This is a genomic window from Grimontia sp. AD028, assembly GCF_000973155.1.
Lineage (GTDB): Bacteria > Pseudomonadota > Gammaproteobacteria > Enterobacterales > Vibrionaceae > Enterovibrio > Enterovibrio indicus.
Map to the genome: position 1 here is coordinate 27,482 of NZ_LASY01000075.1, position 15,673 is coordinate 43,154.

The following is a 15,673-nucleotide window of genomic DNA, read 5'->3' on the forward strand; positions in this document are numbered from 1 at the left end:
GTCTTCTCCTCAACGGCTTACTTGCCGCCACTGTTCACTTGGGCACCCGCGTCCTTCGCGAGCCCGAAATCTTCTGGAAAGTGCTTCAATGCGCTTTTCACCGGAAACGGCGTCATCCCACCCATGGCACAGAGCGAGCCCTGCTCCATGGTCTCGCAGAGATCATCCAGCAGCTCTTTACGTTCCAGCTTGTCATCGCCTTGCGCATCCAGCAGTTGGTCAATCACTTCCGCACCGCGGACTGCACCAATACGACAAGGCGTGCATTTCCCGCAGGATTCCAGCTCGCAGAATTCCATCGCAAAACGCGCCATCTGGCTCATGTCGGTTTGATTGTCGAACGCGACAATGCCGCCGTGGCCAAGCATGGCACCACGTGCAGCGAGATGTTCGTAATCCAGATCCGTATCCCAGTCATGTTCAGCAATGTAAGCGCCAAGTGGCCCCCCAATTTGCACGGCTTTGAGAGGTTTTCCTGTCTTACTGCCGCCACCGAAGTCAAACAAGAGTTCCCGAATCGTCACGCCAAAAGCCAACTCAAACAGACCGGGACGTTTCACATTCCCCGCCAGTTGGATTGGCATGGTGCCGAGGGATCGGCCCTGACCAAAGTCTTTGTAGTAATCCGCCCCTTTGGACAGGATGATAGGCACCGAAGCCAGCGAAATAACGTTATTGATGACGGTGGGTTTGCCAAATAAGCCTTCAATGGCCGGCAGCGGCGGCTTGCTTCTTACCAATCCACGTTTGCCTTCCAAGCTTTCCATCAGTGAGGTTTCTTCACCGCAGATATATGCCCCGGCGCCCATCCGAAGCTCTAAATCGAAATGTTTGCCGCTGCCGCAAATATCCACCCCGAGATAGCCCGCCGCATAAGCCTTTTCTATCGCTTGGATGAAGATCTTACAGGCATTCGGATACTCAGATCGGGTATAGACATATCCCTGTGTGGCTCCGACAGCGATGGCGCAAATGATCATCCCTTCAATCAGGGTGAACGGGTCGCCTTCCATCAGCATACGGTCGGCAAAAGTCCCGGAATCACCTTCATCTGCATTACAAATCACATACTTTTGACCCGCAGGTTGATCTGAAACGGTTTGCCACTTAATACCCGTCGGGAACGCCGCACCACCGCGACCACGCAGGCCAGAGGTTTTTACTTCGTCGAGAATCTGTTGGGTGCTCATACCCAGCGCTTTTTTCAGCCCGACGAACCCGCCTTTGCTGCGGTAATCTTCAACATCTAACGGGTCAACAAACCCAACACGTTCGAACGTCAGCCGTTGTTGTTTTTTCAGCCAGGGAATTTCCGTGGTCAGCCCTAAACAGAGTGCGTGCTCCAACGCTGCGCTACCCGCTTCATCTGGCGCAAAGAAACGGAGTGCTAATAGGGAATCCACGTCATCTTCGAAAACCGGACCAAAGGCCACACGGCCTTGTTCTGATTCCACTTCAATCATGGGTTCGAGCCAGAACAAGCCGTGGGAACCGTTACGGACAATAGTCAAAGATTCGCCCATGGTGACGGCACTATGAGCCAAACGTTGAGCGACTTTCTCAGCGCCACGGGAAACAGAAGAAGAGTCGAGGGGAACATAAATGCGATAACTCATGGCGCTTTCACCTCGATCACTTGGGTGAGCAACGAATCGACAAGGTTGTCGAATGCCTCATCGTTCATTTCACCGTGGATATCATCACCGACTCTCACACACGGCGAGTACATGCAGTTGCCCAGACAGTAAACGGGTTCGAGAGTGAAGTTGTTATCTTTAGTCGTTTCATGAAAGCCAATACCCAGCCTTGAGGCGGCGTGCTTTTCAAGAGCACGCGAGCCCATCGACTGACAAGATTCAGCGCGGCAAATTTGAATGACATGTCCGCCCGGTGGCTGATTGCGGAACTCATGGTAAAAGCTGATCACGCCATGCACATCGGCATTGGACAAATTCAGTCCGTGCGCAATCATCGGCACTGATGCCGGAGGCACATAACTCAACTGATGTTGAATGTGGTGTAACACTGGCAACAACGCGCCCGGCTTGGCTTTAAGCGAATTGATCGCTTCCGCCACGACCGCGCGCTCTTGCTCCGTCAAAGCGCTACGCTGACCTTGGTTTTCCATTGGCTTTCCTTGCTTTCCAATCAATCACAACTGCCTGTCTACGCACACAGACTTGATCTAAGTGTAGAGCCATTCCACCTCCTTCCTGTTCCCGAATTGAGACCCGAAACAGCGGTAATGCGACGTGCGGGATAGTATGAGCATGGTCAAAACTGGCTGGTTTTTATACAAATTTTTTCTATGCCGTCACACAATGATTAATTGTTGCTCAACAGTAATTGACAGTTTACTCACCTCATTTAAAACTAACATTTGTTTAACAACCAAACAGGTGTTAAGTGTCATGACGTCGCGCGAAGATGAAATTCTCCAATTGATCAAAGATGATCCCTTCATCCAGCAACAGAGTATTGCCGACAAGCTGAATATCAGTCGCTCTGCGGTCGCTGTGCATATTATGAACATGACGCGGAAAGGCGTGATTCGTGGAAAAGGCTATATTGTTGACCGTCCACAGTATGTGGTCGTGATTGGCGGCACCAATATGGACATTCTGGGTCAGCCGGAAGTGGCGATGGTCGAGCGTGATTCCAACCCCGGAAAAATCACGGGTTCGGCCGGCGGTGTAGGTCGGAATATTGCAGAAAACCTGGCGAGATTAGGCGTCGACACTAAATTGATTTCAGTGGTTGGGGATGATGCCTACGGCAATGTGGTACTGGAAGCTACGCGCAAGGCGGGCGTGGACGTTAAAGCAGTCAGTCAGCTTACCGGACAGACCACATCCACCTATCTTTCTCTACTGGATGCCCATGGAGATATGCTGGCTGCAGTGTCAGACATGTCGATTCTCGATCACCTGAATATTGGGCTACTCGCCCAACATACTGATCTTATCCAACACGCTGCGGCGATTATCATCGATACCAACCTCAACGACGATGTTCTCGCTTACCTGTTTAGTAAGTTTCACGATCAAGTCATCTATTTGGATACGGTGTCGACGGCGAAATCCATCAAAGCCAAACCGTATCTCAAACATATCCACACACTCAAACCGAACCTGTTGGAAGCGGAGACCATTTCTGGTTTACCGCTGAATTCCGATGAGGATATCGACGACATTGCAGACTGGTTCATTCAACAAGGCATCACCCGCTTGTTCCTGAGCCTTGGCGCCGATGGCATCCTCTATCGCTCGGCAGAAGACACCGCCTTAATCCGTCCGTCCAAAGTCAATGTGGTCAATGCCAATGGCGCAGGAGATGCCTTTCTCGCCGGATTGGTGTACGGACAAATGAATAATCTGACTGACGCAGAATCCTGCCGCTTTGCGCTCGGCTGCGCCATGTTAACGATGGAGCACATGCAAACCATCAACCCAACCATTACCGAATTGATGGTGCTACAGCGCCTAGAGGAAGCCTTATGTTAAACCCCTATCTCGACATTCACCCGGACGTTCAGCAAGCCTTGTCAGAAGGCAAACCTGTTGTCGCGTTGGAATCCACCATCATTTCCCACGGTATGCCTTATCCGGAAAATGTGGAAACTGCCCTACGCGTTGAAAAGGCGGTGCGTGATAACGGGGCAATTCCTGCCACTATCGCGATCCTCAAAGGCCGTTTAAAAGTGGGGCTCAGCGAAGAAGAAATCACGTATCTAGGGCAGCAAGGTCAGTCAGCGATCAAAACCAGCCGCCGCGATATTCCTTTCATTGTCGCAAACAAAGCAGACGGCGCAACCACGGTCGCATCCACGATGATTTTGGCCGATATGGCAGGCATCCGTGTGTTTGCCACGGGGGGTATTGGTGGCGTTCACAGAGGTGCCGAAACCAGTTTTGATATCTCTGCGGATTTGGAAGAATTGGCAGAAACGAAGGTCGCCGTTGTGTGCGCGGGAATTAAGTCCATTCTCGATTTAGGACTGACACTTGAGTATCTCGAAACCAAAGGTGTTCCCGTGATTGGCTATGGCACAGAAACGCTGCCTGCGTTTTATACACGTGAAAGTCAGTTTGGTGTCGACTACCGAATCGACAGTCCTGAGTTGATCGCGGCGGCACTGAAAGCGAAGTGGGAAATGAAACTTAAAGGCGGCGCAGTGATTGCTAACCCTGTACCTGAAGAACACGCTCTGAAGAACGAAGAAATCGATAGCGTCATTGAAGCTGCGATTACAGAAATGGATGCCAAAGGCATAAAAGGTAAGGATTCCACACCATTTTTGTTGGCAAAAGTAGCCGAAAAGACCGCAGGAAACAGCCTAAAAGCCAACATTGCATTGGTACTTAACAATGCAGCGCTCGCCGCTAAGATTGCAGTTGCATACAGCGATTAACACTCACTCTCAATAATAACCTCGAATTTCATTACACCTCTAAACACCTTGAGTGCCGGAAATTCGGCCTCAAGGTGTCCGTTTTTATAAGAAATCTTCGTTCCTTTTGTCTTAAAACAGAGCATTTAGCACATGACATCTGTGTTTCAAATAAATTAATTTTACTTTTTTTTAACATTGTCCTACCCATAGGGGAGAAGCTGCGTTCTGGACTGCGCCAATCTCTAAGAGCTGTAACTAAATTAAACAAGGACGGTTTAAAACAAACCGAGAATGGAGAGGTTCCTATGGGCACAGTATCCTCACTACGCCAAACAGTTAACATCGGTTTCTATCTGTGTGACCGCTTTACCATGCTAGCGATGGCTTCTGCGATTGAAGTATTGCGCATGGCAAACCAGTTGTCAGGCGAGACCTTGTACCGCTGGCACACACTGAGCGAAGATGGCAAAGCGGTATCAGCCAGTGATTCGCTACAGATAGGTGTCGATGAAGGCATCCCTTCTCAGCAAGCTTTGGACATCGTGATTATTTGTGGTGGCTTAGATATTGAAAAGGCAGCCAATCCAAAGTTGCTGAATTGGCTGGGCTCACTGGATAGAAAGCAAGTGACCATTGGTGCTATCTGTACGGGCAGCTATCTCTTGGCGAAAGCCGGTATCATGCAGAACAAAGCCTGCTCTATCCACTGGGAATACCTCGCTGGTTTTCAGGAGGCTTTCCCCACCGTCCGTGTCAGCAACAAACTTTTCTCTCTTGACGAGAAGCGCATGACAAGTGCGGGCGGAACTGCACCGATGGATATGATGCTCAATATGGTCACGAAAGAGCACGGCAACAAACTGAGTGCTGCCATTTCTGAAATGTTCATGTGCGAACGTGTAAGAAATACAGAAGACGTTCAGAAAATACCGTTGAGAAACCTTATCGGCACTGCGCAACCTAAGTTGCTCGAAACCGTATCCTTAATGGAAGCCAATCTCGAAGAGCCTTTCTGCATCGACGAACTCGCTGGTCTCGTACAGCTCTCGCGTCGTCAACTCGAAAGACTGTTCCAACGACATATTCAGTGTTCGCCTTCACGTTACTATCTGCACCTCAGGCTCAGTCGGGCCAAACAACTTCTGATCCAGACCAATCTCTCGATCATCGAAATCTCGATTGCCTGCGGGTTTGTATCCACACCCCACTTCTCCAAATGCTACAGAGATTACTACGGCATTCCGCCAAGAGAAGAGCGTGTAGGCATGCGCCAAGACCAAGAGCCGACACTCGGCAGTGTCAGCTTAGAGAGCGCACAAATAGCCAGCTAAACGTTGAATATCTTCCAAAACATCAGCCCCGGAATTTCCGGGGCTTTTTTTCTCCGGCAGGATCTGCCATCTCATCTGCTGGAATAAAGTGTTCAATTTTTGTTCAACGTCAATTTCGCAGTACCTGATCTTCTTTTATGTGCCGATAATCTAGACGATCCTGACATTTCGATAAGAAGCGAGACACATAACGAAACCTGTTTCGCCGCATACAAATTTGAGGAAAAAATAAAGCCTGCCGTGTTTAACTACCCCTGCTTAACCCGCGTACTTTTTAAGCAGACGGCTTCATCCCAAGATGACGTTTGTATTAATTCAACGTTACCCAAAGGGTTATCCACCGTTTCTGTGGGTAACTTTCTTCGCGACACGTAATAGATTGAGTTTATGTGATTAAATCCTGACCTCGCAATTTATGCGACTGAGGACAAAATTTTCCCCCAAACATTCTTTTGTCATCTCAATGACATATAACCTGCCTAAATCATCGTACAAGAAAGGAGTCATAGGATGAGTACTATTGTGGTTACAGGCGCTGCGCGCGGAATAGGCTTGGAGCTAGTGAAAACTTATCTTGCGAAAGGCGATAAAGTGGTCGCGACCTATCGCACACCAGAGCCACCCGTTGCACTGACTCAGTTGCAAGGGACTGGTCAATTAACGCTTCACCCTCTGGAAGTGACCGACTCACAAAGCATCACAGCGTTTGCTGCTTCACTTGCAGACACTCATATTGATGTCTTGGTGAACAACGCAGGTGTTATTGGTCCTGACCATCAGAGTTACAGCGACATGGACGTTGAAGGATGGAAACAAACCTTTGAGATAAACACCATCGCTCCTTTGATGGTTACTAACGCTCTGCTCAGCAACTTAAAGAAAAGCCCTTCACCTAAAGTCCTGACTATTTCAAGCCAGATGGGAGCTTTGAACCGAGAGTCCACCGGGATGTTGGCTTACCGAAGTTCTAAAGCAGCCGTGAACAAAGTTATGCAAGTGCTGGCGTTAGAGCTGAAAGCAGAGGGCATTATTGTGTGTCCGGTACATCCAGGATGGGTGAAAACCGATATGGGTGGTGATGAAGCCGACATCACGGTGCAAGAGAGCGCAGAAGGTATTGTAAAACTCTCCCAGTCACTGACAATGAAAGACAGCGGCAAATTTTTCACTTGGGAAGGTTATGAACACGCTTGGTAAGCACATTGAATATCTCTGGCTGGATACAGACTCAAAGCATTATCAACAGGCTTTGAGCCTTCGTTACGCCTTGTTTTTCGAAGAGCCAGGCCTACCTTGGGAAGTTTTATTTGATACCGATGAAGATAACAGCCGGCATCTCGCGGCTATCTGTGACGGGGAATTGCTGGCTTATGGCCGGTTGACCAAACGGGATGATTCAACCGTGCAGATATCACAAATGGTAGTTTCACCAGACCATCAGCGCAAAGGGTTGGGAGAGGCCATTCTTAGCCGACTGGTTGCCCACGCTAAAAAGCACTTAACAAAACATATTATTTTAAGTGCGCGCCTGCATGCAATTCCGCTTTATGAAAAGTTGGGGTTTAATAAAATGGGCGACGTGTATACCTCACCAAAAACTGGCATTAAACATATTAAAATGAAATTAGTACTATGAAGGGCTGAATGAATCAGCCCTTTTATTTAACGCAACATCATGAAATTTAATTAAGCAATCACTTCTTCTTTGTTTTCAATAGAAGAAGGTGAACCGCCATTGATTGCAATGGACTTAGCTTTCATTGCTTCAGGAATCACTTTCAGAAGGTTAATCTTCAGCAGACCATTTTCCAGATCTGCACCGGTGACCTCAACATAGTCAGCCAGGTTGAACTTACGCTCGAAAGTACGGTTTGCAATGCCTTGGTACAGGTAGTTTTTACCTTCTACCTTCTCTTTTTCACCACGGATTGTCAGCACTCCACGCTCAACGTTAATGTGAAGCTCTTCCTGAGTGAAGCCGGCTACTGCAAGCGTTATTGCGTACTTGCTGTCTTCAAGCGATTCAATGTTATATGGAGGGTAACCCGCTGCTGCGCTTTCTGCGCGGAACGCGTTATCCAGTAAATTAGCAAAGCGGTCAAAGCCGACGCTATTACGGTATAGTGGGGTCAAGTCGATAGTTTTCATCATATATCCTCCAATGAAGCGATATTAAATTTAGTTAAATGATTTATCCGAGAGGCCGCACGAATATCGCCACAACCTCTACACCACTATATTTGGAGATGGACTAAAACACTTTCAAGGGTAAAAAGAGAAAAAATTTTTATTTTCTTTTAAATCTTTGATTATTAGGTGATGGAGTTTTGAAATGTAGACCATTTGTTAATGGCAAATTAGAACCGCCAATAATTATATATTGGGGCGATATAGGAAAGTTCAAGGCATGGGATATAAAAAATTAGTAGCTAATATTTTTGTTGTCGATAAGAAGGTTATCTTCCACGAATGTCTTACGGTCTTTATCGTTACACACACGGTGCATGCAAGTGTTTAGGCACAACGCTTGAACCACTTTCTTTGATTGACCATTTAAACAGCTAAACTCGGCAGCGCACAATTGACCGTTCATAAACAGGCGCTCGAGTGTTTCTACACTGAATTCGAGCTGCACTTTTTCAACATGTTGAACTGCGGTGGCTCCTTTGCCTTTAACGTGCTTGCTATCCATTGCCTTCACCCGTCTGAAATTCCTATCACATACCCTGAATTTAGATGATAATGGTTATCATTACAACCCAGAGTAAATTATGGATATGAACGACACGCTGACGGTAACGCTGCATTGAATGAACAATTTGCACTGTAAATTTATTATTCGGTGGGCTCTCTGAGATAACGACCCGGTGTGTTGCCTGTCATCTTCCTAAAGAAGCTGATAAATGCACTATCGCTGGAAAATTTCAGTGCTGACGCCACTTCTGACACACTTTCCCCTTCCGACAAGCGCTCGACAGATGCCTGCAACCGCCATTGTTGTCGCCAGGACTGATAAGGCATACCCGTTTCCCGAGTGAAGATGCGACTGATGGTTTTGGCACTGGCACCAATACCCTTTGCCATCTCGACTAAAGGCTCTGGCAGCACATTCCCTGCCATCACTTCCTCAAGCCAAACTTTTAGGCGGCGATCAGAAGGGAGTTTCAAAGCGAAGTGCTCTTCTTGTGCGTCGCCGAACTCCTGACAAAACAGCGAGAAGATGGCTTGCTGATCTTCTTGTGGCATTTCCCATTCCCAGTAAGCCATACGCTCGATGAGTTCTCTTAGCAGGCCGTTGACAGCGATTATCTTGATGTCTTTAGGAAGGTGCTGGGATATCTGTGCGTCGAAATACAATGACCGATAAGCCACCACATTCCTCATCACTGCGCAGTGAACCGTGCCAGCTGGAATCCAGGCAGCACGGCTTGGCGGCAGCACACACCATAACCCGTTCAGGTTGATGCTCATGCACCCTGAAGAAGCAAACAGAAGCTGATGCTTGTTGTGTTTGTGCATTCCCGAGTCATGACGCCCAATCTGTGCGGCAACGCCAATGATAGGCGCTTCCAACACATCCGCGTTAAATCGGGTTTCTTCGGTTATAACTGCCATCTGTCCTTATTTTGATGTTTTTTGTTTTAATGACGTTAATAGGCCAAGTATATCCACCTGTAGACTCCACGCCATCAAAAACGATTATTGGAGACTTTATGAAAACGCAAACCCCGTCCTTGTGGCTTCTTGGGGCGCTGCTGATGTTTCCCCAAATTGCCGAAACAATTTACAGCCCGGCATTGCCCGATCTGGCTGAAGCCTTTGGCGTTTCTTTTGATACGGCATCACTCACGTTATCGGTTTACTTTTCTGCATTTGCGGTTGGCGTAGTGGTGTGGGGAAGGCTTGCCGATACATTGGGACGACGCACAGCGATGCTCATTGGTTTGACGACTTATGCACTGGGAAGCGTGTTAGCCATGCTTGCGGCCGACTTTCATGTCGTACTTTTAGCCCGAGTGATTTCCGCCTTTGGGGCAGCGACAGGCTCCGTCGTCGGTCAAACCATGTTAAGGGACAGCTACGAAGGCGCTGAACTGGGCAGCGTCTTCTCTATCATGGGAATGGCGACCGCTGTTAGCCCTGTGATTGGACTGATTCTGGGAAGTGTCGTGACCACTTACTCAGGTTACTTGGGCGTATTCACAGCATTATTGGGTCTAGCAGTGGTGTTACTGGTTGGGTCTACATTTTCCCTGACAGAAACCAAACCTGTGCATACCCGACGTGTTTCGCTTGCTTCAGTGTCCCGTGCAATGCTGCGCGATGGCTCAATATGGAAGAATGCCGTTTTGGTGGCCGCCTTTAATCTTATGTTGTTCAGCTACTACGCGATTGCACCTTTTACTTTCAAACAACTTGGCCTCAGTTCCATTGAATTTGGGTACACCGGGATTGTGCTGGCGCTGGGATCATTTGCAGGCAGCATGATTAATAAGTCTTTACTCAAACGCGGCTTCGAGACGAATACCTTAGTTTCAGGATCCAGTGCTTTGGCTGTGCTCTGTAGCGCCGGCGTTGGTGCACTACAAGGAAGCTACCTGCTTGTTCTGCCAATGATGGGAATCGTCGTCGCGTACGGCATTGCAATACCCAATATTCTCGGTCAAGCATTGGTTAACTACCGCCAGTATGCTGGCTCTGCCGGTGCGCTGTTTGGGTTGATGTATTACCTCATGCTTGGAGTTTCGTTGGGCATTGCAGGAATATTCCAGAGTCTCGGGGGAACCTTGTTCACCGCTTCCTTGGTTACACTAGTATTCGTCTTGCCAACCACGAAAAAACGCCTGGCATCAGCGACCAACACATAAACAGAAGCCCACGGTTATCGTGGGCTTCCTCAGTTATAGTGTTCTAACGACGTTATCGTATTGCAGTGCAGAAACTGACATCAGCATGCTGGGTTTGCATATCAAAGCTGTGGTAAAGCTCGAAGCATGGACGATCATCTGATTCAATGCCCATCTCAATCACTTTACCCATCAGGTCATCCCATGCTTTGGGGTACTGACTAAAGTCCGTGATGTTCTGGCGCATGACCGCATATTCGCCACCGGGGAACTCCTGAAACTCAATACCTACGGGGACATCGGTCTCATCCGGCACCATTAGGCAGATATCCGTCCTGCACTTCTCGTTCGGGGTAATTTCAGGGTTATCGTGGTAAATGAAAATACAGGTGTTCCCTGCTAAGCCATTCATGCCCGCCCATTGATAAAGACGACCACTCGCTTCTTCATATCCCTGACCATAAGGACCGGTCACGCGGACGTAGGCCAGTTTACTGCGCTCGAAGTGTTGTTTTTCCATTGTCTTGCTCCATGTTGATGTGTCAGAGCCAGTATATGAATCAGTCACTTCCGCTTCGTTTCCAATCTTGCGCAGCGCGTGTCCAATCTTGCTGTTTCGTGCAAGCTCGGAAAATGCCTTATAGTCTTCACAGTCACGAAAGGCTGTTGGCGTAACGCCAAAATGTTGTTGGAAGGCCTTCGCGAGACTCTGTGAGGAAGAAAAACCAAACTCTAGGGCAATGTTGAGTACCGGCTGTTTGTTCTTAAACAACTCATCAGCCGCCGCTTCGAGACGCAGACGCCTGATGAAATCTGCCAGCGTTTCTCCCTGTACCGCCTTAAATGTACGGTGAAAATGATAAGGCGAGAGATTTGCCAAAGCCGCGACTTCGGGCAGGTTGAGTGGCTCGTTAAAATGTTTTTCTAGATGACGAATGACAGGCAGCAACCGCTTTTGGTAATCAACACGCATGGCTTTTCTCTTCGGACTTATCTACAAACCGAGCCTAAACGATCCTTTCTTTACTTCAACGCTTCCAAGATAAACTTGAGATTCTTTCCATCAAATAGGGAGATTCCTTGCGTTCCTTTACTCCCATTTTCATCATGACCACGGAATCGGAGGTCAAATGAATCAACAAACCAAATGGAATCAGTACTATCAGAAAGTGTCTCCAATGCCACATCGAAAACTGGTGGAAAAAGCAGTAAAACTCGATAAAACCGGGCATCGCGTTGCTGTTGATTGTGGCTGTGGAAGCGGTGCTGAAACGGCTTATCTTTTGGCTCAGCAATATGAAGTCCATGCCTTCGATTTAAATGAAGATGCTGTGACGCTAACCCACCAGCGTTGCAAGAGTCACCCCAAGCTGAACCTGACGCTTGATTCATTTTCAGAGTTTGAATTTCCCATATCAAGCCTGATTACAGCCAATAACAGTTTGTTCTTCTGCGAAGCTAAAGAGCTCGATGCTGTTTGGAGCCGGATCCGTTCATCACTCATCCGTGGCGGCGTGTTTTGTGGTGATTTCATTGGCCACAATGACACCTGGAACCAGGACCCCAGTCGAACGCTGGCACCCGTAGATAAAGTCATGTTAGACGACATGTTCAAAGGGTTTGAGATAGTCTTCTCAAAGGAGCGTGACGAGCTAGGAAAAACCGCCATTGGTAACGAAAAACACTGGCATACCTTTACGCTGATCGCGATAAAGCGCTGAAAACTTGCCGTTGGCGAGACGGCGGTCACCAAACCTGCCAATCCTCCTTTAGCCCAGTCTCCCTTGGGTTATAGTGAGCGCACTGAGTTGTATATAGTGATTAGCAATGAGTTTCGAGCAACAACTGGACCGTGCACATGAGGTCCTGACTGAGAAAGGCTTTTTGCCATCTTCCGCCAATCCTCTGATTTACCGTCTTGCGCGTAAATTGGGATTGAAAGTTCCACCACCGCAGTTCTGTTCCTTCAGCATCAACACGCTGCTCGGTACCCTTTGGTTTGGTACCTTGTGGGGATTGATCATGTGGTTTATGCAGTGGGAATCTCTCGGTGTGTCCCTCAGCTATGCGTTTAACGCATCTCTGGTTACCGGCCTGTTTTTCGGTGTGATGATGTCTGCGTGGTACAAGCTTTCCGCGAAAAGAAAACAGCTTCCTAGCTGGGGCGAAATCTAGATCAGCCTGGTTTGCCGACCACCCTGATTAGGGGGATGGGTGGTCAGCAAGCCAGCTATTACTTTTTACCTTCCAGTACTTTCTTCAAGTTTCCTAAGCCAGCCTGATACAAGCCCGTGACACCTTTAACTGCCGCTTCATCTGTCAGATAGCCAGGCGGATTACTTTCTGGAAAGCCACGGTAAAACTCACCGCTCCAACTCACTTCACTCACATTGTCTCCTTTCGAAACCACCGAAATGGTTGAGGTGTAATGCGTGACGGGCAACAAGTCGACATTCTCCTTGATGATTCTGTAATTCAGCGTCATGGTTTTGTTATCAATGCCCATCAACTCCTCTGTCAGTGACGCATCATCCACATAGAGTTTCCTTACCGCCCCAGCTTCGTTCGGCACGCCCGACACCAGTTCATTCTTGGTGATACCCGGAATCCACGAATCCAATCCATCAAAGCTGATGGCTTTGTCCCACACTTCTTTCGCCGGCGCATCGATAATGACAGTTTCCGTCACCGAAAGCTTTTCCAAACCATCCAATGCCATTACAGGCATCGAGATCACCAGTGCTGCTCCCATAAAGGTTTTCAACGTCTTTATCATTCTTTGCATCCTCTGTTAGCGACACACCATGTAAGCAACATCACCTTGCATAGGTGCCAGATGGAAATGAAATTAGTTGAGAGAGTCGGGATACAGATGAAAGAAAGATGGGAAAAAGAAAACACCCGCATAAAGCGGGTGTTTTGACTCTATGAGGTAAAGCTTACTCTTCAATGCCTCGCATCTTTGCGCTGCGTCGGCGGAGGAACTCCAAGGTTGTCAGCAAAGCGATAGACAGCACCACCAGCAGGGTCGCTGCCGCCAATATCGTCGGGCTGATTTCTTCCCGTATTCCCGACCACATCTGAATCGGCAGCGTCGTCTGTTCTGGCCCTGCAATAAAGAGCACCACGACCACTTCATCAAATGATGTGATGAAAGCGAACAGTGCGCCAGAGATAACCCCGGGCGTAACCAACGGAAGGACGACTTTGAAGAAAGTCTGAACCGGATTCGCCCCCAAGCTTGCCGACGCGCGGGTCAAGGAGTGATCAAAACCACTCAGTGTCGCGGTGACGGTAATCACCACGAACGGAATACCCAACGCTGTATGCGCCAAGATCACGCCCACATAGGTTTGGGTAAGCTGGAAACGGGAGAAGAAAAAGAACATCGCTGCAGCGGAGATAATCAAAGGCACAATCATTGGCGAAATAAGAATGGCCATGATTGCGTCTTTGTATGGCATGTAACGGCTGGAAAGCCCAAGCGCCGCAATGGTTCCCAGTACCGTCGCCAACAAAGTGGAAGCAATCGCTACAATCACACTGTTTTTGACCGCCGTTTGCCACGCCTCAGAAGTGAAGAAATCGTCGTACCAGCGAAGCGAATATCCGGCAGGGTCAAAACTCAGCATTTCAGGTGTAAACGTAAAGTACGGTTCGGCATTGAAACTCAAAGGAATGATGACCAACAAGGGGCCAATCAAGAATAGGAAAATCGCCGCACAGATTAGGCGAAACACCACATACCAAACTTTTTCGCCTGTGGTTGCGCATTCAGGTAAAGCCATCTTGTCCTCCTTACCCTAACTTCACGTTGTCGACGCCGATAAGGCGGTTGTAAACCCAATACAGTAAGATCACCACAATCAGCAGGATGGAAGCGATCGCCGCCGCCAAACCCCAGTTAAGCGAAGTCTGCATGTGGTAAGCAATGAAGTTGGTGATAAAGGTCCCTGTTTGACCACCCACCAAGGCTGGCGTGATGTAGTAACCAATTGAAAGAATAAACACCAAAATCGAGCCCGCGCCGATACCCGGCAGCGTTTGCGGGAAGTAGACACGGCGAAACGCCATGGTTTGCGTCGCCCCCATCGAGCGCGCAGCCCGCATATAACTCGGAGAGATGGTTTTCATAACGGAGTAGAGCGGCAGGATCATAAAGGGCAGCAGAATGTGTGTCATCGCCACCAGCGTACCCGTCTGGTTATAAATCATCTGTATTCGATTTTCGTCATCCAGAATGCCTGCCCCCACCATGAGGTCATTCAGCACACCTTGTTGCTGCAAAATCGCAATCCAAGTGGCGGTACGTACCAAAAGTGACGTCCAGAATGGTAGCAGAACCAGAATCATCAAAAGGTTCGCCTGTTTCATTGGCAGGTTCGCCAACAAGTAAGCAACTGGGTAGCCCAAGAGCAGACAAAGGAAAGTAATGCTCATACTCATGTAGAGCGTTCGCCAGAACAGGGCATTGTAAATTTGTAGATTTTCAGGCTGGGCGACGATACTGCCGTCATCGCCGTATTTAAGGTCAACCGCATTCAGGTAGTAAGAAAGCGTATAAGGCGAAGACTCACGTTCAATCAGCTGCCAGACAGCAATGTCCATCCAGCGCTTGTCGATTTTTGCCATCGCTTCTTTGTAAGGGCCTTCGTTAAGGCGTTTGGATTTTCGCGCTGATTTCATGATCAGCGAACGCATACCAGATTTTGCATAGTTCAGGCGTGACGCCACTTTACCGATATTGCGCGCTTCAGCGCCGATTTTCAGATCTTGCACTAAAGCGGCATACGTTTCTTCACCGGGCAGCTCTTCGCCATTCCAGTCTTGCAGCGCGGCTTTGGTGTTCGGAAGATAGGTAGAGACTTCAGGGTTTTCGACACTGCGTTGAAGCATGTCAACGATGGGGAATACAAAAGCCACCAGCAAAAAGATCAGTAGCGGCGATACCAACAAAAATGCCCTGATTTTGTTGCGGCGGATAGAGCGCTGCTGACTGACTCTCAGCGATACTCCATCGGCCGTGGTTATTTCATTGACTGGACTTCCCTGCACCAGACTCTCCCAACTTCAAATAAAAACAAAAACGGCGGGCTTCCTTT

17 protein-coding genes are annotated in these 15,673 nt (G+C 48.5%); 8 read left to right on the forward strand and 9 right to left on the reverse strand.

Features of this window, described 5'->3' with window-relative positions; translation table 11 throughout:
* Positions 1–17 precede the first annotated feature (17 nt).
* Positions 18–1,616 carry an NADH-quinone oxidoreductase subunit NuoF gene (locus RN22_RS16725; protein WP_046305972.1) on the reverse strand — a complete coding sequence of 533 codons (1,599 nt, stop codon included), beginning with the start codon at positions 1,614–1,616 and terminating at the stop codon, positions 18–20.
* Entirely contained in the window at positions 1,613–2,128 is a 516-nt protein-coding gene (locus RN22_RS16730; RefSeq protein WP_046305974.1) for a formate dehydrogenase subunit gamma, read from the reverse strand. The genes RN22_RS16725 and RN22_RS16730 overlap by 4 nt, the downstream gene beginning before the upstream one ends.
* Before the next feature lie 283 nt (positions 2,129–2,411).
* Between RN22_RS16730 and RN22_RS16735 the strand changes: the two genes are divergently transcribed.
* From RN22_RS16735 to RN22_RS16755, 5 genes are all read left to right on the forward strand, one after another.
* Positions 2,412–3,503 carry a PfkB family carbohydrate kinase gene (locus tag RN22_RS16735; RefSeq protein WP_002539992.1) on the forward strand — a complete coding sequence of 364 codons (1,092 nt, stop codon included), beginning with the start codon at positions 2,412–2,414 and terminating at the stop codon, positions 3,501–3,503.
* Positions 3,497–4,411 carry a pseudouridine-5'-phosphate glycosidase gene (locus RN22_RS16740; RefSeq protein ID WP_002539991.1) on the forward strand — a complete coding sequence of 305 codons (915 nt, stop codon included), beginning with the start codon at positions 3,497–3,499 and terminating at the stop codon, positions 4,409–4,411. The genes RN22_RS16735 and RN22_RS16740 overlap by 7 nt, the downstream gene beginning before the upstream one ends.
* 287 nt (positions 4,412–4,698) lie before the next feature.
* A complete protein-coding gene (locus RN22_RS16745) occupies positions 4,699–5,724 on the forward strand; it encodes a GlxA family transcriptional regulator (RefSeq protein ID WP_046305976.1) in 1,026 nt (341 codons plus the stop codon).
* A gap of 510 nt (positions 5,725–6,234) precedes the next feature.
* Positions 6,235–6,921 (forward strand): SDR family oxidoreductase, encoded by a 687-nt coding sequence (locus RN22_RS16750; protein WP_046305978.1) that lies wholly within the window; start codon positions 6,235–6,237, stop codon positions 6,919–6,921.
* Positions 6,905–7,360 (forward strand): GNAT family N-acetyltransferase, encoded by a 456-nt coding sequence (locus tag RN22_RS16755; RefSeq protein ID WP_046305980.1) that lies wholly within the window; start codon positions 6,905–6,907, stop codon positions 7,358–7,360. The genes RN22_RS16750 and RN22_RS16755 overlap by 17 nt, the downstream gene beginning before the upstream one ends.
* A gap of 50 nt (positions 7,361–7,410) precedes the next feature.
* Here RN22_RS16755 and RN22_RS16760 read toward each other — a convergent pair whose 3' ends face one another.
* From RN22_RS16760 to RN22_RS16770, 3 genes are all read right to left on the reverse strand, one after another.
* Positions 7,411–7,872: an Hsp20 family protein gene (locus RN22_RS16760; RefSeq protein WP_002539983.1), complete on the reverse strand. Its 462-nt coding sequence runs from the start codon at positions 7,870–7,872 to the stop codon at positions 7,411–7,413.
* Between the two features lie 274 nt (positions 7,873–8,146).
* A complete protein-coding gene (locus RN22_RS16765; protein ID WP_046305982.1) occupies positions 8,147–8,416 on the reverse strand; it encodes a hypothetical protein in 270 nt (89 codons plus the stop codon).
* A gap of 143 nt (positions 8,417–8,559) precedes the next feature.
* The gene (locus RN22_RS16770) at positions 8,560–9,339 is read right to left on the reverse strand and encodes a helix-turn-helix transcriptional regulator (RefSeq protein ID WP_046305984.1); all 780 of its coding nucleotides are present in this window, start codon (positions 9,337–9,339) and stop codon (positions 8,560–8,562) included.
* Positions 9,340–9,437: 98 nt separating this feature from the next.
* On the opposite strand from RN22_RS16770, the gene RN22_RS16775 reads away from it, so the two are divergent.
* The gene (locus tag RN22_RS16775) at positions 9,438–10,592 is read left to right on the forward strand and encodes a multidrug effflux MFS transporter (protein ID WP_046305987.1); all 1,155 of its coding nucleotides are present in this window, start codon (positions 9,438–9,440) and stop codon (positions 10,590–10,592) included.
* Between the two features lie 52 nt (positions 10,593–10,644).
* Here the strand turns inward: RN22_RS16775 and RN22_RS16780 are convergent, their stop codons facing one another.
* Positions 10,645–11,544: a GyrI-like domain-containing protein gene (locus tag RN22_RS16780; protein ID WP_046305989.1), complete on the reverse strand. Its 900-nt coding sequence runs from the start codon at positions 11,542–11,544 to the stop codon at positions 10,645–10,647.
* A 157-nt stretch (positions 11,545–11,701) separates the two neighbouring features.
* Here RN22_RS16780 and RN22_RS16785 point away from each other — a divergent pair, with 157 nt between their 5' ends.
* On the forward strand, positions 11,702–12,292 hold the full coding sequence (locus RN22_RS16785) for a class I SAM-dependent methyltransferase (RefSeq protein ID WP_046305991.1): 591 nt from the start codon (positions 11,702–11,704) through the stop codon (positions 12,290–12,292).
* 106 nt (positions 12,293–12,398) lie between these two features.
* Positions 12,399–12,746, forward strand: a complete 348-nt coding sequence (locus tag RN22_RS16790) for a DUF6404 family protein (RefSeq protein WP_002539977.1) — start codon at positions 12,399–12,401, stop codon at positions 12,744–12,746.
* 58 nt (positions 12,747–12,804) lie between these two features.
* Here RN22_RS16790 and RN22_RS16795 read toward each other — a convergent pair whose 3' ends face one another.
* From RN22_RS16795 to RN22_RS16805, 3 genes are all read right to left on the reverse strand, one after another.
* On the reverse strand, positions 12,805–13,347 hold the full coding sequence (locus RN22_RS16795; protein ID WP_156168222.1) for an SRPBCC family protein: 543 nt from the start codon (positions 13,345–13,347) through the stop codon (positions 12,805–12,807).
* 163 nt (positions 13,348–13,510) lie between these two features.
* Complete coding sequence (locus RN22_RS16800) at positions 13,511–14,359, reverse strand: ABC transporter permease (RefSeq protein ID WP_046305993.1); 849 nt, start codon at positions 14,357–14,359, stop codon at positions 13,511–13,513.
* 10 nt (positions 14,360–14,369) lie between these two features.
* Positions 14,370–15,626 (reverse strand): ABC transporter permease, encoded by a 1,257-nt coding sequence (locus tag RN22_RS16805; protein ID WP_046305995.1) that lies wholly within the window; start codon positions 15,624–15,626, stop codon positions 14,370–14,372.
* Positions 15,627–15,673: the final 47 nt, after the last annotated feature.